The sequence below is a fragment of the Staphylococcus aureus genome (assembly GCF_001027105.1).
In the GTDB taxonomy this organism is placed as follows: Bacteria; Bacillota; Bacilli; order Staphylococcales; family Staphylococcaceae; genus Staphylococcus; species Staphylococcus aureus.
The window spans coordinates 2309621-2328321 of sequence record NZ_CP011526.1; the positions used below are offsets into that span (position 1 = coordinate 2309621).

Annotated in this window: 19 protein-coding genes, 1 pseudogene and 1 riboswitch; of the genes and pseudogenes, 8 read left to right on the plus strand and 12 right to left on the minus strand. The window is 32.1% G+C overall.

Annotation, left to right across the window (positions count from 1 at the left end):
* Window positions 1-296 precede the first annotated feature (296 nt).
* Entirely contained in the window at window positions 297-1244 is a 948-nt protein-coding gene (locus tag AA076_RS11785; protein ID WP_000831055.1) for an LCP family glycopolymer transferase, read from the minus strand.
* 132 nt (window positions 1245-1376) lie between these two features.
* Window positions 1377-2174, minus strand: coding sequence for an inositol monophosphatase family protein (locus AA076_RS11790; RefSeq protein ID WP_000130454.1), 798 nt, complete (start codon window positions 2172-2174; stop codon window positions 1377-1379).
* 384 nt (window positions 2175-2558) lie between these two features.
* On the opposite strand from AA076_RS11790, the gene AA076_RS11795 reads away from it, so the two are divergent.
* Window positions 2559-3251, plus strand: a complete 693-nt coding sequence (locus tag AA076_RS11795) for a helix-turn-helix transcriptional regulator (protein ID WP_001030125.1) — start codon at window positions 2559-2561, stop codon at window positions 3249-3251.
* 196 nt (window positions 3252-3447) lie between these two features.
* Window positions 3448-3807, plus strand: a pseudogene (locus tag AA076_RS15970) (transposase); the annotation flags it as partial.
* 90 nt (window positions 3808-3897) lie between these two features.
* Here AA076_RS15970 and sdpB read toward each other — a convergent pair.
* A complete protein-coding gene (gene sdpB / locus AA076_RS11805) occupies window positions 3898-4635 on the minus strand; it encodes a CPBP family intramembrane glutamic endopeptidase SdpB (protein ID WP_000426696.1) in 738 nt (245 codons plus the stop codon).
* Between the two features lie 48 nt (window positions 4636-4683).
* On the opposite strand from sdpB, the gene AA076_RS11810 reads away from it, so the two are divergent.
* Together AA076_RS11810 and rpiRc are read left to right on the plus strand one after the other, a co-directional pair.
* On the plus strand, window positions 4684-5013 hold the full coding sequence (locus tag AA076_RS11810) for a hypothetical protein (protein WP_000606726.1): 330 nt from the start codon (window positions 4684-4686) through the stop codon (window positions 5011-5013).
* 444 nt (window positions 5014-5457) lie between these two features.
* Window positions 5458-6330, plus strand: coding sequence for a pentose phosphate pathway transcriptional regulator RpiRC (gene rpiRc / locus AA076_RS11815; protein ID WP_000073195.1), 873 nt, complete (start codon window positions 5458-5460; stop codon window positions 6328-6330).
* Window positions 6331-6716: 386 nt separating this feature from the next.
* On the opposite strand, the gene AA076_RS11820 is transcribed toward rpiRc, so the two are convergent.
* Window positions 6717-8096, minus strand: coding sequence for an amino acid permease (locus tag AA076_RS11820; RefSeq protein ID WP_000429674.1), 1380 nt, complete (start codon window positions 8094-8096; stop codon window positions 6717-6719).
* A gap of 279 nt (window positions 8097-8375) precedes the next feature.
* Here AA076_RS11820 and AA076_RS11825 point away from each other — a divergent pair, with 279 nt between their 5' ends.
* Window positions 8376-8732, plus strand: coding sequence for a hypothetical protein (locus tag AA076_RS11825; RefSeq protein ID WP_000917664.1), 357 nt, complete (start codon window positions 8376-8378; stop codon window positions 8730-8732).
* Window positions 8729-8914, plus strand: coding sequence for a hypothetical protein (locus AA076_RS11830; protein ID WP_000205307.1), 186 nt, complete (start codon window positions 8729-8731; stop codon window positions 8912-8914). The genes AA076_RS11825 and AA076_RS11830 overlap by 4 nt, the downstream gene beginning before the upstream one ends.
* A 95-nt stretch (window positions 8915-9009) precedes the next feature.
* On the opposite strand, the gene AA076_RS11835 is transcribed toward AA076_RS11830, so the two are convergent.
* The 3 genes from AA076_RS11835 to AA076_RS11845 form a co-directional block, all read right to left on the minus strand.
* Window positions 9010-9201, minus strand: a complete 192-nt coding sequence (locus AA076_RS11835) for a hypothetical protein (protein ID WP_000971980.1) — start codon at window positions 9199-9201, stop codon at window positions 9010-9012.
* 10 nt (window positions 9202-9211) lie between these two features.
* Window positions 9212-9847, minus strand: coding sequence for an HAD family hydrolase (locus AA076_RS11840; protein ID WP_000285450.1), 636 nt, complete (start codon window positions 9845-9847; stop codon window positions 9212-9214).
* 74 nt (window positions 9848-9921) lie between these two features.
* The gene (locus AA076_RS11845) at window positions 9922-10839 is read right to left on the minus strand and encodes a bile acid:sodium symporter family protein (RefSeq protein WP_000486816.1); all 918 of its coding nucleotides are present in this window, start codon (window positions 10837-10839) and stop codon (window positions 9922-9924) included.
* Between the two features lie 267 nt (window positions 10840-11106).
* On the opposite strand from AA076_RS11845, the gene AA076_RS11850 reads away from it, so the two are divergent.
* Window positions 11107-11637 (plus strand): hypothetical protein, encoded by a 531-nt coding sequence (locus tag AA076_RS11850; protein WP_000904065.1) that lies wholly within the window; start codon window positions 11107-11109, stop codon window positions 11635-11637.
* 65 nt (window positions 11638-11702) lie between these two features.
* Here the strand turns inward: AA076_RS11850 and AA076_RS11855 are convergent, their stop codons facing one another.
* Window positions 11703-13307: an alpha-glucoside-specific PTS transporter subunit IIBC gene (locus tag AA076_RS11855; RefSeq protein ID WP_000991502.1), complete on the minus strand. Its 1605-nt coding sequence runs from the start codon at window positions 13305-13307 to the stop codon at window positions 11703-11705.
* A gap of 329 nt (window positions 13308-13636) precedes the next feature.
* On the opposite strand from AA076_RS11855, the gene AA076_RS11860 reads away from it, so the two are divergent.
* Window positions 13637-14401: a MurR/RpiR family transcriptional regulator gene (locus AA076_RS11860; protein WP_000477992.1), complete on the plus strand. Its 765-nt coding sequence runs from the start codon at window positions 13637-13639 to the stop codon at window positions 14399-14401.
* Window positions 14402-14458: 57 nt separating this feature from the next.
* On the opposite strand, the gene AA076_RS11865 is transcribed toward AA076_RS11860, so the two are convergent.
* From AA076_RS11865 to AA076_RS11880, 4 genes are all read right to left on the minus strand, one after another.
* A complete protein-coding gene (locus tag AA076_RS11865) occupies window positions 14459-14965 on the minus strand; it encodes an SRPBCC family protein (RefSeq protein WP_001051556.1) in 507 nt (168 codons plus the stop codon).
* 166 nt (window positions 14966-15131) lie between these two features.
* Window positions 15132-16445, minus strand: coding sequence for a Na+/H+ antiporter NhaC family protein (locus tag AA076_RS11870; RefSeq protein WP_000451837.1), 1314 nt, complete (start codon window positions 16443-16445; stop codon window positions 15132-15134).
* Between the two features lie 76 nt (window positions 16446-16521).
* Window positions 16522-16617, minus strand: a riboswitch (SAM riboswitch).
* A gap of 52 nt (window positions 16618-16669) precedes the next feature.
* Window positions 16670-17239: a hypothetical protein gene (locus tag AA076_RS11875; protein WP_001185193.1), complete on the minus strand. Its 570-nt coding sequence runs from the start codon at window positions 17237-17239 to the stop codon at window positions 16670-16672.
* Window positions 17240-17725: 486 nt separating this feature from the next.
* The gene (locus AA076_RS11880) at window positions 17726-18607 is read right to left on the minus strand and encodes an SDR family oxidoreductase (RefSeq protein ID WP_000730043.1); all 882 of its coding nucleotides are present in this window, start codon (window positions 18605-18607) and stop codon (window positions 17726-17728) included.
* Window positions 18608-18701: the final 94 nt, after the last annotated feature.

Sequence of the window (18701 nt, forward strand, 5' to 3'; positions counted from 1 at the left end):
TAATCACCTCACCTAAAAATCGTTATACTATTTATAAATACCCTTTTTCTGAAAATTAATAACCCAAGTTTGATAAATATCTACTATCATTTAGAAGGTAATATTTATCTTTAAATTAAATTTGTAATGGATTAATTTATAAAAATCAAATCAGGCATTAAATAAAATAGCCCATAAATACAAAGTGTTATCACCTTCTATTTACGGGCCATTAGTTCTATTCGTTATTCTATTTACAGATCATTCTATCTAATTAATTTGTGTACAATTTTGATAACTTATTTTCCCTTAGTTTACTACTCTAGATTATCTTTTAATAACTTAGTACTTTCAGCTTTTGACTGCTCACTAGGAATGAAGTAGTACAATCCGTCACTTTGAATGCCGCCTTGACCACTCAATTGATGTTTATTAATCGTGTCATTAGCATCTTTATAATTGCTTCTAATCGTATTCAAATCACCTAATGTTAAATCTGTTTTAACATTATTTTGAATTTCATTCATTAGACTATTAAAATGTGTAATCGATGATGGGCTTGCAATCTTATTGGCCATCGCTTCAAGCACAATTTGCTGACGTTGTTGTCGACCAAAGTCACCACCAGCACCTTCTTCTTTACGACTTCTAATAAACTTCAATGCTTGATCACCATTTACATGTGTCTGCTGTCCTTTTGTAAAACGAACACCATCAACAGTGAATGTATCATTACTTACTACATCAACACCGCCGATGCTATCTATCATATTATGCAAACCATCCATATCGATTGTCGCATAATGATCAATTGGCACATTCATTAATTTTTCAAGTGATTTAACAGCCATATTTGGTCCACCATATGCATAGGCATGTGCAATTTTTTCAGTAGTACCACGGCCAACAATTTCCGCTCTTGTATCACGCGGTATACTTACTATTTCAGTTTTCTTCGTTTTAGGGTTGATAGATAAAATCATAATACTATCACTACGCTCTCCGCCACCCTTTTTCTTACGATCAGCATCTGAATCGACACCAAATAAAGCGATTGTGAATGGATCACCATCGTTTAAACTCACTTTTTTATCTCTTAATTCTGAATGATTGCGATCTAACGGATTGTGTATCTTATTACCAGTAATAAAAATTTTAGCAGCTACATACACAACAGCTACAATCGCTAAGATTACTAAAATACCGAATACCCATAAAAATATTTTTTTCGGTAGGCTCATTTTACTTTTAGACGAACGTTTCAATCCCACCACTCCTTTACTATTCCTTACATACTTTGTCTGTTTTCTCTATTTATTATATAGTAAAATAATTTTTTTACTATACTTCTGTAGACGTATAACTATTTTTTATCATTTTTTATCTCTAGAGAATATCTATCTGTATTTTTGATAACCACCATTTGCATTTAAAATTTTAAGTACCGTTTCATGACATGCTTTATTACTTATAATAAAAGGTGCACCCTTTAAATGATCAATTGCCTTACCATCTAAAGTCGTCATTTTTAGATTCAATAGTTCTGCAAATAAAAACTGTGCAGCAATGTCCCAAGGTTTAGGATTTGTATTAATATGTGCCCCAAATTGACCTTTTGCCACTCGCATAGAATCTAATCCGCAAGCACCAACTAAACGATAACTAAATGAGGCGTCAAATAAATCTTGCACCGTATCTAGATTCATCACTTGTGCATTAAACGATATAATAGCGTCTTCCAATTTTAACGATGGTGGTTCTTCCATCTTAATTCCATTACAAAAAGCACCTTCTCCTCGTATTGCTTTATAAAGCTTTTTATGCGGATAATCATATACGTACGATAACATTGGTTTACCTTCATAAAAATACGCCAATATAATACAATAATCTTCTTGCTGTTTTACTAAATTGGCAGTTCCATCAATGGGATCCATAATCCATAAATGATTAATTTCATTCGTAATCATTTCATTACTTTTTTCTTCCGCTAATAGTTGGTGTTCCGGAAAATGTGTTGCTAAAAATTGTTGGAATTGTTGTTGAATCTGTTTATCTACATTTGTAACTAAATCAAATCGATGACGCTTAGTTTCTGTAGTCATTTCCATAATTAATTGCGGAATAACATTGTCTATTTGTTTCAACCACGAACATATTAACTTATCTATTTGCTGTAATGTTTTATCTGTCATTTCGTCCACCACTTCTCATATCATTATCATTTTATTATTACCCTATATTAAAAGAATCAACAATACAACTGAAGACTTCTTCATTTTATGCATAAAAAAATCGGCTAGTCACGTGCTAGCCGACAAATAGAAAGGAAAGTAAGTAATAAATATTGAAGATGTTGTGATGTAACTTGAACGATTAAAAGCTATCTGTTATATAGCTCTACCCCTTTGTTTAATCGCTCCCCCTGTTACAAGTAATATCATAGCACAATCTTTTTTAAAATGTAAGCGTTTTCCACAAAATTTTTACGATTTTTTTAAAAAGATATTGAAAATGTCCTCATTGTCACTCTTATGTTATACTTTGTGTAATATATCATCTTTTAGGAGGTGGCTGTCATGAATAAAGCTGAAAGGCAAAATTTAATAATTACTGCAATTCAACAAAATAAAAAAATGACCGCTTTAGAATTAGCTAAATATTGCAACGTATCCAAACGCACAATTTTAAGAGATATTGATGATTTAGAAAATCAAGGTGTTAAAATTTATGCGCATTATGGGAAAAATGGTGGTTACCAAATACAACAAGCACAATCTAAAATTGCATTAAACTTATCTGAAACACAATTATCAGCCTTATTTTTAGTGCTTAATGAAAGTCAGTCGTACTCGACATTACCATATAAAAGCGAAATCAACGCAATTATAAAACAATGTTTAAGTCTTCCACAAACACGCTTAAGAAAATTGCTTAAACGCATGGACTTTTATATTAAATTTGATGACACACAACATATGACACTCCCAATGCTGTTTTCCGACATTTTAATTTATTGTACAGAACGAAATGTGATGTTAGTAGATCATAGGGTTGATGATAATATTAAAGCTGAAAACGTTATATTTATTGGCCTTTTGTGTAAACATGGACATTGGCATGCAGTCATTTATGACATTGCTCAAGACAAAACTGCCGAACTCGAAATTGAAAATATTATAGATATTTCGTATTCATTCGGTAAGACGATTCAAACCAGAGACATATCCATTGATAACTATCATCAATTTTTAAACCCCATCGATTCCTAAAAAACAGCAGTAAGATGATTTTCAATTAGAAAATATCTTGCTGCTGTTCTCTATTTATACAATACTTCGTATTGAATGGCTTCGCTTTCCTAGGGTGCCGTCTCAGCCTTGGTCTTCGACTGGCACTGCTCCCTCAGGAGTCTCGCCATTAATACTACGTATTAACATGTAATTTTACTTTGAAATACTTAAAAAAATAAAACACTTTGCCCAACTTACACTACCAATAGAAACTGCTGTTAGAATTCCTCAAAATGATATTTCGCGATATGTTAATGAAATTGTTAAAAAGATAGCTGATAGCGAATTCGATGAATTCAGACATCATCGTGGCGCAACATCCTATCATCTAAAAATGATGTTAAAAATCACCTCATATTCATATACTCAATCTGAATTTTCTGGCCGTAGAATAGAAAAATTACTTCATAACAGTATTCGAATGATGTGGTTAGCTCAAGATCAAACACCTTCTTATAAAACTATTAATCTTTTTAGAGTGAATCCTAATACTGATGCGCTAATTGAATCTTTATTTATTCAGTTTCATAATAAAATGCATATCAAAAAAGCTGATTTCTATCAAATAATTAATAGAAATCAGCTTTTTTCATTGCCTAAAAACTTAATGTCCCGACCTCTTTATCTACGCATAAATACTTATTACTGATATAACGAAAGAAACAAAATTATTTGCTATATGTAATGCAATTGTTGAACCTAGGTTTCTTCCAGATTTTAAATAAGTGAAAACTAATATGATGGATAGTATGAGATATGGACCAAACTCAAACGGCGACTTTGCATCAGTCACATGAATAAATGCAAATAAGAACACCGAAACAATACTCATAGCTATAAAATTAAACTTCTTACCTAATTCTCCAATTAAAATATGTCTAAATACGATTTCTTCAACTATTGGACCTACAATCACAATTAATAAGAATGCTACAGGTAAAAATGCAGGCACTTCAAACATTTTATTTAGCTCAAGTTCATTGGCTGTTTCACTATATTGCAAATGTTTAGGTAGAAACTGTGTCATATATTCATATGTATAAATTAAGATGAGAGCAATAATATACGTTATTGACAATCTAAGCCAATATTTTTTGATATACGCAAAACCAGCTCGAAGCCTTGATGGCATCACTTTTAAATGAAATAAATAAAATGCGCCAATCCCAATCGTATATGCTAAAGCTTGTGTGATAGTCGCTACAAATATCAGATTACTATCGATTTCATAATAACCAAACAAAATTGGTCCTATGTAAGCTGCAATTGTGAGTGCATAAAATATAACACCTATAATTGGAATTATAAGCAAATCTCTCCATGCTATATCTTTAAACGTGTATTTCTTTTTTTCATTTTCCACTGTTATATCCTTTCCTGTTTAATAATTGATTTTTGGAGGTACTTCTACATGATAAACGAAACTAAGTATATGAGACAACAAATTACTAATTTGATTCAAATCATTGATACGATTAAATATAATACTTTAATGACAGATTGGAACATTCAAACGCATATTTATAAATTTAACCAAATAGTTACTAATGAATTGAATAAGTTCAAAGGCTTTGAAACATCATATATAATAAACGAAAATCAAGTTTCCTATTATGAAATTATAACACTACTTAATAAACGTCCCCTCCGACAAGTCGACTATGGTAACAAAATTCAATATCTTAATTTTTATCATACAGAACTATCTAACGCATTATTTGCAATTAAATTTGCCCATTAACCTATTTTTCATAAAATGTCATTTAAACAAGTTATTTATTAAAATTCACTTTATTACATAAATTATACAATTAAAAAGTTTCTTCAAATTGTAAAGATGCATTAATCGAGTTATAATCATAATGATTAAGATGGTAGATTTAGTCTTATATAACTACATTTACTAAGATTTAAATAGATGAGTACATAATGTATAAATTGGGAATATACAGTATGACTTACGGTAATATATCAATATATTGATATATTATTTGCACATGGGAGTATGCTATTTTTTATCTATACATCTTAAAAAAATTTACAGTTTTACAATTCAATATCATTAAACAAACAACATATTCAGCTTATTTTTCATTCTCTTACGTTACAAGTTGTAAATACCATCGCGTTAAACAACAATAGCCAACGCTAATAAAATATATTGCGTTAAAGTGGAGTGATTAATATGTCAAACGTACTAACAGAAATAGATAGTCAATATCCATATATGACTAAAAATGAAAAAAAGATAGCTAAATTTATACTAAATTCACCTCAAAAGGTGATTAAAATGAGGTCTCAAGACTTAGCAAGCTTATTAGATATTAGTACATCATCAGTCATTCGATTCAGCAAGAAAATTACTGATGGCGGTTTTCACGACTTGAAAATAAATATATCTAAATATGTTCCTAAAGCATCATCAATTTACAATGTTGAATTAATGAATAACGAAAGCACAGAATCTTTAAGAACTAAACTCCATACACGTACTACACGCGCACTTAATCATGCAAATAACGAATTAAATGATAAAACTATTGATCAAATATGTCATTGTTTAAAACGTTCTGAGACGATTTTTATATATGGTTTTGGCGCATCTTTTGTAGTTGCTACCGACTTATACCAAAAGTTATCAAGAATAGGTCTTAATATTCAACTTGTTCAAGAAACACATATTTTTGCTACATTATTAGCAACTCACAATTCGAACGACAGTGTTATTCTTATTACTAACAATGGTACGCAAAGTGAAATGCAATCAATGGTTAAAGTTATTGATGACTACCATATACCTATAATTACAATTACTAGTACAAGGGATAATCCCGTAGCACAGGCATCAAATATTGTTTTAACTTATGGGAAAACTGATGAAAATGAGATGCATATGGGAGCAACAACTTCATTATTTGCTCAAATGTTCACTATTGATATTTTATATTATCGTTATGTTGCATTAAATTATCACGCATCATTAGATTTCATAACACAATCTAAAATGGCTTTAGATAACTATCGTAAACATTTATCAAATATTAACTTTAAACATTAACAGTCTTATATAAATTCTTTAATCATGTCATATAATAATTTATGCATCATTTTCAAAGCTTACATGTCTTTTATCTTGTATAACATACGCATATGACCAATGATTTGATAAGGCCATTCAATTTCTTATATTAAAAACAAACGCAGTTGATTAACGGATTCATTCCATATATCAATTGCGTTTGTTATTTTAATAATGCTATTTTTTATTTTAAAGCCCACAGTAAAAACTAACGATAATATTGCCACTTATAAGTTTTTCACACTACAACTTCGATTTAAGCTATATTTATAAAAAAATGCGCCTACTCATAACATTCTTTGGCTATTTAACTTTAATAAGCTAGGGCCAAGTTTGTCATAAGATAAGCGCACATTATAATCATACTATTTTGCTTTTACATTATTTTTATTATATCTAATAAAATAATAAATCGTTACAATCGTTAAGAAGATGACACCAATAAGCACTGATATTCTAGTTTCAACATTAAATACCATACCAACCAATACTAATATTAAGAATAAGATTGTTAAATAGTTAGTTACTGCGCCACCAGGCATTTTGAATGGGTGACCTTCCAATTCTTCAGGGTGTAATTTTCTAAAACGTAAATGACTGAATAAAATCATAAACCAAGGAATCATACCTGGTAAAATAGACGCACTATAAACGTATACGAAAATACTCTTCGCTCCATCGATATATAAAGGTAAAATTACGTTTAATAAAGCACCAATTAAAATACCAAGAGATACTGCTACAACAGTGTACAATGGTACACCATTTCTCATGATTTTAGTAAATATTTTCGGCATTTCACCTTTATGAGCAAGTGTATAAATCATACGACTCGCACTGAAAATACCTGAGTTACATCCTGACATTGCTGCAGTTAATACAACAAAGTTAATTAATCCAGCTGCAAATGTAATACCGATTTTAGCAAATGTTGCAACAAACGGACTTCCAATGTCTCCTAATTGATTCCAAGGATACACTGAAACAATAACAAAAATAGCGCCTAAATAGAAAATTAAAATTCTCCAGATAACACCATTCACTGCTTTAACGATATTTTTCTGAGGATCTTTAGTTTCACCTGCCGTAATACCTATCAGTTCCACACCTTGGTATGAACCAATTACAATTGATAATGCAAAGAAGAAACCAACAATACCATTTGGCATAAATCCGCCATTTGTCCATAGATTAGAAATACCTACCGCATGGCCACCATTTCCAAAACCAAAGAAAATAAGACCAAAACCAGCAATAATCATTAAAATAATTGTTACAACTTTAATTAAAGCAAACCAAAATTCAAATTCTCCAAACGCTTTTACCGAGAATAAATTCGCTGCCATTAATAATAAAATAGCAATAACACCAGGAATCCAAGTTGGCAATTCCGGGAACCAAAACTTCATATATTCTCCTACTGCGATGACCTCACTCATACCAACTACAATCCATTGGAATATATTACTCCATGCTGTCATATAACCTGCTGCAGGATGTATATAATCACTTGCAAATGTTGCAAATGATCCTGTTGTAGGGTTTAAATAAATCATTTCCCCCATTGCTCTCATGATTAAAAATAAAAAGATACCCGCAATTAAATATGCAAGGATAACTGATGGGCCTGTCCATTTAATTGTACTTGTCGCACCCATGAAAAGCCCCACGCCAATCGTACCACCAAGTGCAATCATTTGAATTTGACGGGCACTCAATCCCCTTTGTAGTTCATTGTTCTCCATAACTTCTTACCCCATCTCTGATTGATACTAAATAAATCCATAAAAAAACTTATTGCCGTAATTATACTATAAATTATCGATTTTGGTACATTAATATTTGCATACCATGCAATCGTTTACAGAACTACTATAGCAGGCTTTTGCAACTTTGCAAACAATTATTTTGTGATTTTTCTAAAAAATTAAAAAAGTTGCTCAAGTACCGTTGAGTCACATACAACTTCAGCTATTCTTGGTAATTATGATATAATTTTAATAATATTAAAAAGGAGTATATCAATGTTAAAACAAATACTGCTACGTGCTACAAAAATATCGGTACTCTTTGCTGTAGCATTTTTCATCATAAATTATATCGGTATGGAAAAACCTGACATCCTATATTTAGTTGGAAGAACTATTATTGCAACACTTGCTTTCATACTCATTTGTCTTACAGTATTTACTATTATTAATTCTCCAGAGCGCAAGATTAAACTCGGTACGACTTTACCGATTGCATTAATTATTGGTATCATTTTCGGCGCCATATTTTTAACGGTACAAATCGGTGTCATCACTGGGTTAATCATCGGTGTGATTGCTACGTTTATTTGGGAATTGATTGAAAAAAATAAAGGAGGTCGTTCATCATGACAACAGCATTAATTGGTGTAATTGTATTAATCTTACTAATTATTAGCTTTGTGCCAAACTACCGTGCTATGAAATCAGCAAAAGAACAAGGAAGTAATGCAACAAGAGCTACAATTATGGTAGGCATAGATATTATCTTAATTGTACTTATCATCGTGACGTTATTATTAAAATATATGTAACTATTTAAACCACCCTATCTCATACATAAACATGAACGTTCTACCATTTCACATACATATGGTCGTCCATTTAATGAGGTAAGGTGGTTTTCTCGTTAAAGTTTACCTTGTAATAGTAAAAAATAGCCAATTGTTGCGAGTATTAAATAAATCATTGAACCAACAACAAAAGATCTTACTTGCACGCGAAATGGTGTCTGTTTGTTAAATATAGGACCAATCACCAAATTTCCAACGCCTAAAATTACTGGACCAGCTAGAAAAAACAATATAATGTAACCCATCATGATACGCCTCCTATTTCGTAAAGAAACGCGCTACAATTTGATCGTAATCAATATCTTTTGCTACATAATCTACATTAGAAAAGTCCTGTGCGCTTGTCATTTTATTCGTATTAACAATAACATCTAATCCAGCTGCAATCGCGGCTGTTGCACCATTTACAGAATCTTCAATAGCCAAACATTGTGTCGGCATATAATTTAATTGTTGTACTGCAGATAAATATAATTCAGGGTCAGGTTTAACTTGTTCAACATCTTCTCTACCAACAACTACCTCTATATAATCGTCTAGACCTAATGCTTTAAAGGTGGGCATTATTTCCGCTTTCACACTACTTGTGGCAATTGCCATAGGAATGTGACGTTGCTTTAAAAATGCCATCAATGATTTAATCGTATCAATCATCGGTAATGTTGTACTAGTAAGATGATGTTCTTCATAAAGTTTATCTTTATTTTCCGAACCAATCGCTTTAATTAAATGGTCATGCAAATCTGTAGCTGCTCCTCCAATAGAAGAACGATAAAAATCAATGCTTATAGGATCGGCATTATGCATCTCTAAATGTTTATTAATAACATTAAATAAATGTTGTTCCGTATCTATTATTGTTCCATCGAAATCAAATATAACTGCTCTATACATATATTTACTCCTCTATTTTTTCTCTTTATCAAAGCTTAACATAGTCCGATGACCACTTCATTCTATTAGTGCAATTATAACTTTTTTGACCAATACTTTGCTAAAATAGGCCCTGTTATATTATGAATGAAACTAAACACTGCGCCTGGTACTGCTGCAATTGGATTAAAATGCAATGCTGCTAATGACACAGCTAAACCAGAGTTCTGCATTCCAACTTCAATACTGACTGCTTTTTGATCTTGTCGATCTAATTTTAAAAGACGAGCTAACCAATATCCAATCGTATACCCTAATACGTTATGTAAAATAACTACTAAAAATATTAATAATCCTGTAGTTAAGATTTGGTGCTTACTGCCACCTACAACTATTGCTAAAATTAATGAAATAGCAACAACTGATATAATTGGCAAAGCTGTAGAAGCTTTTTCAGCAATTTTACGATTAATAATTTGCAAAACAATACCTAAAGCAATTGGAATTAATACAACTTGAACAACTGACCACAACATACTCACGAAAGATACTTCCAACCATTCATTTGCAAATAGATATATTAACGCAGGTGTAACGAATGGCGCTAGCAACGTAGAGACCGTCGTAATAGAAACAGAAAGTGCTACGTTAGCTTTGGCTAAATAACTCATTACATTACTTGATGTCCCACCCGGACAACATCCAACTAATATTACGCCAACAGCAATATCAGGTGGTAAATGAAAAGACTTTGCAATTATAAATGCTAATGTGGGCATAATACTGAATTGTAGACAGACACCAATAATTACTGCTCTAGGTGCTTTAAAGACCATTTTGAAATCATTAGGTGTAATTGTTAATCCCATACCTAACATAACAATACCAAGTAAATAAGGTACCCATTTACCTAATGTCGCAACATGTTGTGGGAAAATAAATCCAATAACAGCTGCTACTAACATCCATACCAAAAAACTCTTCGTGGCAAATATACTCAATTTTTGAAACATTGTTAACACATCCTCGTCGATAATATTGAAAAATATTACCATAAGACCAGTAAGGTTACAATTACTTTTCTGAAAATTAAGATTATTTAGTCATTCTCTTCTTATTGCAAATATTTTATCACTGATAAACAATTATTTTAAACTTCATTCAAAAGTCTTAGTGAATAAAGAAAAAAAGCGTGGTAAAATCAACTTGAACAAAATTAAGTCACCTTTATAAATATTAAACGTGTATTTAATGCCATGTATTCCTCGGGAGGTCCTCACATGTTAATTGATAAATTCGAAACATACATCATCAACATCGCCGGTTTAAATGACCGTACTACTAGAAAAAAATTAAGTAAGTTATGCAAAAGTGTACAATTTTGTGATGCGTTGCAATTCTCAATAAACAAACAGTTTAATCAGTATGTATTAGAAATTAGCTTACCAAAGCAACAACTTCCATACTTCATTTCATTTTTAAGTTTTCATCAGTATAGTATTTTCCAAGTACTTTCACCAAAGAAAATAAATGAATTACTTGATTCTGATAATTTATATCAATCTGCAAAGCGTTTCGATATCAATATTGATGGCTTGCAAGATGCTTTCATTAAAGACAAAGTCATCGATATTATGAATATGTTCCAAAATCACACTGATATCACTTATACGTTGAATAAGTCTCATGCACATATTATATGTACGCCAGAAATATTTGCTAAATTGTTACATACGATTGCAACTAGAAATATCGACATTCTATCTGCCAATTATAGATCGTCATCTATGAGCAAAGCTCGTATATCATAATAAAAGACACATCTATACGATGATCATTTACAATGATTGCGTATAGTGATGTGTCTTTTTTTGTATTATTTATCTTCGGACGATTGATCCTCAACCATTTGTTCAAATGCTTCACGAACTTGTGGTACTGTCATACCTACTACAACTTGGATACTCTTACCACTCTTTACTAATCCGTGTGCCATTTGTTGATGCGTGAAATATTCCGTATCTGCAACTTTACTTTCATCATAAACAGTTAAGCGTAATCTTGTTGTACAGTTAGTAACATCTTTGATATTTTCTTTGCCGCCTAAACCGTCGAGGTAATATGCAGCTTTGTCTTCGTATTCATTACCAGATGAAGCACGTTTAGAATCTACGCTATCACCTTTTTTATTTTTGTAATCTTGCTTAGAAAATAATTTAACTTCCTCTTCTGTTTTCTTACGTCCAGGTAATGGAATATCAAATTTCAAAATTAAGAATCTGAATAAGAAGAAGTAAATCGCTACAAATATCAGACCGATAATAACTTGTGCAACATAAGTACCCCAATGTTCTTTACCTAATGGCAACCAGTTTGTTGAAATAAAGTCTAACAAGCCACCACCCATGTTACCTACAACACCAAATGCGTACATTAAAGTATCCATTGATGCTGCTAAAACTGCGTGTAAAACAAATAAGTATGGTGCGATGAATAAGAATGTAAACTCTAATGGCTCAGTAATACCTACAACGACTGCTGTTAATGTGGCAGGAATAAGTAGTGCCGCCACCTTTTTACGATTTTCTTTAGGTGTCGTAGCATACATTGCTAAAGCAATACCTAAACATCCAAATACTTTCCCATTTCCTTGAAGCATAAAGCCATAAGGGAATTGCTCTTTTAATGGCTTAGTACTCTTAGCAAACTCATTTAAATGTTGTAACCATTCAGCTTTCAAGCCGTGATTGACTACTACTGGTCCAACTTCAATTGGTGCATAAATAAAGTGATGTAATCCTGTTGGTATTAATACACGTTCTAAGAAGTGATACAACCATACACCGATATAGCCTGAAGCAATGATAAAGTGTTGCATTGAACCAATACCGTGCTGAACAGTTGGCCAAATAACACAAGTAATTGCTGCTAATGGTAACATCACAAAAAATGAAATCGTAACTACAAATGTTAAACCTTGGAATACACCAACCATTTCTGGTAATCGTTTACTATAGTATCTATTGTGAATCCAAGTAATAATAGCTGAAATAATAATACCACCTAGAATATTCGTATCCAATGTGGCAATACCTGCAATTGATTTTAAACCAGGTACATTTTCAACGCCTTTTTCTAAATTAGCGCCAAACGTATGTGGCCATTGTGTTAAAATGGCATTTATAAATGTATTAAACATTAAGTAACCCATCAATGCTGCAAGTGCTGCATGACCTGGTGCTTTTTTAGCTAAAGAAAGTGGTAGACCTACAACAAATACAACTTCCATATGCGTAAAAATAACCCAGCCACCAGATTCTATTACTGACCAAAATTTAAACCAAAACGTATGTTGATCTGCTAAACTCCCCATGATTGTAGGATTTTTAAATAATGTCGCAAAGCCAAGCACTATCCCAAAGAAAGCGAACATTAATACCGGTACAATCATTGCACTACCGAAACGCTTTATCGCATTCATCTTCTATTCCCTCCATATCATCTTTCCTAACAATACATCTAATTAGATTCATTTATAAATAGATGTCTTACTATTTAAATATAATATATAGTAAACGCTTACACACCTACAACGACATTGACGTATTTTGAAAGTATTTTGTATAATCAGATTATCTTTTCATATAGTGAAAATTTTTTCACGACCTTATATATGACATCGTTGTATTTGTAATACATTCGTTTTAAACGCATAATCAAACCTATATCAATACACAAATATATATAATGACATACAAGATTTTAATGTAATAACGATCTATTACACATTTATTTTCAAGGAGGTTGAATATGTTTTTAGATGAACACATTAATCGAAACTTTGATAAACTTAATGATAATGATTTACATATCGCTCACTTTATCAATACACATATAGATGAATGTAAAAATATGAAAATACAAGATTTAGCGCAATTCACACATGCCTCGAATGCAACCATTCACAGATTTACACGCAAATTAGGTTTTGACGGTTATAGTGATTTTAAATCGTACCTTAAATTTGAAAGTAATAAGACACACCAATTACCTTCTAACTCTATCGATAGTTTCAAACAAGAAATCGATAGTACATTCAGTTATTTAGAACGCGTTGATTACCAGCTTCTTACTAAAAAAATGCATACAGCTTCAACAATATATTTGTATGGTACAGGGCGTGCACAGTTAAACGTTGCTTCAGAGGCACAGCGTATATTGTTAACGTTACATAATCATGTCATTGTACTTCATGATGAACATGAACTTAAAATGATTTTGAACAAGAGTGAACCTAATGATTTATTCTTTATTATTTCATTATCAGGTGAAACACATGAATTATTAGAAGTAACAAACTTGCTTCAACTTAGACAAAAATACTTTATTTCTGTTACTACAATGAAAGATAATACCCTTGCTCAAAAAGCAAATTACAACGTCTATGTATCCAGTAACACATTCTACTTAACTGATGGTACAGACTATTCTAGCTTCATCAGTTATCATATATTCTTTGAAACACTTGTAAGAAAATATAATGAGTATTTACTACATAATGATATTTCAAATTAGAAAAAAGGAAGTTATGATTTAATGGCCTTGAGCCTATCATAACTTCCTTTTATCATTTTATTGTTGTGTTGATGTTTCGATAACGTGGTACATCTTATCAAACATCAATTCGAAACCATGCACCATGGCATCATGATATTCTTTTTTCTTTTGCTTGTATTCTAAATTAGTAAATCGTCTTTCTTTTTCAACTAATGAACGATAATAAAATAGCATTTGGGTGCCACCTGTTTCACGTTCAAAAAATTCTACCTCAATGACATCTTGCGTTTCACTTAGTCCAGGCATACCGATAGTCATCTTAACGTATTCATCCATAACTAAAGATTCATAAATGCCTTCAATCACATTTACTTTGCCATTACGTTGTTGATCTACAATACGATATTTACCGCCTTCTTTAACGTCCGCTTCAATCTCTTTATTCGTTCTGGCTGATGTCATAAACCATTGTTTCAACAAATCTTTCTTTGTCCAAGCTTCGTATACTAACTCTGGAGAAAATTTATAAAGCTTTTCAATTTCAACTTCGACATGTTCATTCTCTACATTAAATTTTGCCACTGTTGTCCACCCACTTTCGCTCTTACTTTTATTTTAACGTATTTTTGCTCAGTTCCAAACATAGATGATCATCATTTTTAAAAGATTAGCGTTATACGGTGAGTACAACATGATCTGTTAATATAACAAGCCACCTTACTTGGCTACATCGATATATTGTTAAGCATTAATGTTTCATTTCTTGACTAGTGTTCTTTTTTAGCTTTGGAAAATTAAATAAAATCGCAATAAGTCCGCATACACCTAATAATATAGGATAAATGCTGTATGGGAATAACATTAACGGTGAAATACCAGCTACACCAGCCGCTGAAATGACTTGCGGGCTATATGGTAATAAACCTTGGAAGCAGCCTCCAAATATATCAAGAATACTTGCTGATTTCCTTGAATCTACATCATATTCATCTGCAATATTTTTAGCTAAAGGACCTGACATAATAATAGAGATGGTGTTGTTTGCCGTGGCAATATCTGCGACACTTACCAAACTAGCAATTCCTAATTCTGCGCCACGCTTTGATTTCACTTTAGAGCGAACAAATTGCAACAACCATTCAATACCACCATTGTGTTGAATAATACCGACTAAACCACCAATTAGCAACGCAATCATAGCAATATCTTCCATGCTTATAATACCTTTGGACACTGCATCTAGTAGCCCCATCCAACCGAATGAACCATCTATGAGACCAATGATTCCGGCTAATAATGTTCCGCCAATCAATACGATAATGACATTTACACCTAATAATGCTAATACCAATACTAAGATATACGGTACAACTTTAATTAGATTATAATCATAGTTTTTAGCATGATTTAAAGAAATGCCATTCGTTAAGAAATACAGAATAATAATCGTTAAAATAGCACCTGGCAATACAATTTTAAAGTTTACTCTGAATTTATCTTTCATTTTCGTATGTTGTGTTCTAACCGCAGCAATTGTTGTATCTGAAATCATTGATAGATTATCGCCGAACATTGCACCTCCAACAACTGTAGCCATTGCTAGCGCAGTTGGTACATCTGTCGCTTGTGCAAATCCGTAACCAACAGGTGCTATTGCAGCAACAGTTCCTACAGACGTCCCCATAGATATAGAAACAAACATACAAATCACAAACAATCCTACAATAATTAAATTTTCTGGGATTAATGATAGTCCTAAATTAACTGTCGACTTTACGCCACCCATTTTTTCAGCTGTATTTGAAAATGCACCTGCTAAAATAAAAATCAACATCATTAAAACAATGTTTGAATGGCCTGCACCTTTCGTGAAGACCTCAACTTTTTTAGCAAATGATTCTTTTCGATTCATTAATAACGCCACAATTACCGTTATCGTAATTGCAACATTTAATGGCATTGAAGTAAAATCACCTGTGATAATACCTACGCCTAAAAACAACGCCACAAATAATAACAAGGGGAATAATGCCCAAGCATTGCTCTTTTTATGTACTTCCATCCTTTTTACCTGCTTTCCAATTAAAAATACCTCTTTCTCACAAACGATGAAGAAAGAGGTTTTCAAGTGCTTTACCTGCTTATCTTCAAACCATTACGGTTACTGGAATTGGCACATTCGAGATGTTGCCGAGGCTTCATAGGGCCAGTCCCTCCACCTCTCTAGATAAGTGATGCTTATTTACGTTTACGTTACAAGATAATCCTTAGTACGTCAATCATAAATTAATCAGGAGTCGTATAATATTTTTCATAAACAATCATTGCTACTGTAATAATAATCAAAACAATAATGCTAATAACAAGTAAAAGCCACCATTTAAGCATTAATGCAATAAAAATGAACACGATAGACACACTTACTAATATTAATGATATGACTTTAAATTGCTGAACACGTTGCTTGGAGATGACTTTCAACTGTTTGTTTGATAGACGCGTATTTTTTATACTGATTCCCAGTATATTTTCTAATATTTGAACCAATACGATACTTATTGCAAATATAATAATTGGTAAAACATCATAGCTCCCTATAGTTAATGTATAAATTACAAATCCAATGTAAAGTAACCCTGAGACAAAGGATAAAAAGTATGCGACGTATTTGTTAAACTTAATGATATGCTTTTTAACGTTTTGATGTGTAAACCATACATTCGAAACGATCGCAACTGCTACAAATAATGTGAATACTATATATAATGGTAATTTTTGTTCAGGAAAAACAGTCGCTATTCCAAAAGCTAATGCTAAAATCAAAAATAATATAGCTCTAGATACTATTAATGCCATAATAACAACCCCTTTGTTTAATATCGAGTTTGCAAATTTACGTTTATCAGCGTTTCTATGATCAGTACTTCTACGGGTAGCGTTTCTATGTAATTTACATCATCTTAACATATAAATACTTCGCTATTTAATTGAAAACATATCCTATTATTCTTTGTCCGTTCTGACGTTTAATATCTAGCCTTAGGCATTTCACTTGTTAATGAATTTAACTTTCTTCCACTAACCGTCCCTAAACCCAATCCCGCAACAGTTTTTAACTTTTTCGTTGTTGTCCTGACATCCTCATTAAGAAAGTTTATTCTGCTTAAAACTTATAATCCACACCCTGAGCAAACGCTCCTTATGACAGAGTATTAAAATAAGCCGATAAAGATACACACCTTTACCGACTATTTAAAATACACTTCACCAATTCATTTTAATTTAATGGATTGAAGTAACTAAATTAATATTATGTTGTTCAATTAAAAGCTTCATACAAACCTAATCTATTTGCACTCCACCGCTAACACCGAACACTTGTCCGGTTGTATAACTTGATTCTTCTGACGCTAATAGCACATAAGTTCCACATAACTCAACAGGTTGACCTGCACGACCTAAAGGTGTTTTTTGACCAAATGTTGGGATTTTACTTTGAGGTTGTCCACCAGAAATTTGTAATGGTGACCAGAATGGACCAGGCGCTACACAGTTCACTCTAATTCCTTTTGGTCCTAATTCTTCTGAAAAACTTTTAGTTAATGAAATAATTGCTGCTTTTGAAGCGGCATAATCATGAAGAATAGGACTAGGATTATAACCTTGTACAGATGATGTCGTTGTAATTGACGCACCCGGTTTTAAATATTCCAATGCTTTTTGAACTGTCCAAAATAGCGGATAGACATTCGTTTCAAATGTTTCTGTAAATGCCTCAGTTGTAAATCCATGAATATCATCATGATACTGTTGATGTCCAGCAACTAAAGTAACATTATCTAAGCCACCTAATTGTTGATATGCTTGTTCAACAAGGTCATAGTTGAACTGTTCATCTCTTATATCACCAGGAATTAACACTGCCTTTTGACCACTTTCTTCAATCACTTGGCGTACTTCTTGTGCATCTTGTTCTTCACTCGGAAGATAGTTAATCGCTACATCTGCACCTTCTTTAGCATACGCAATTGCTGCTGCACGCCCTATTGCTGAGTCACCACCTGTGACTAATATTTTATAGCCTTGTAAGCGTTGATGACCTTGGTAAGACGTTTCGCCACAATCGGGTGCTGGCGTCATTTCAGATTGTAAACCCGGTACCTCTTGTTCTTGTTTTTCATAATCCGTTGTTTTAAATTTTGTTCTAGGATCTTGAGCTGCCATTTTTTTACATCTCCTTATTCGCTTAATGGTTATTATTTACCCAATCTTCCTAGGAACTTAATCATGATTACACTAAAAATTACTTTCTTCTTTA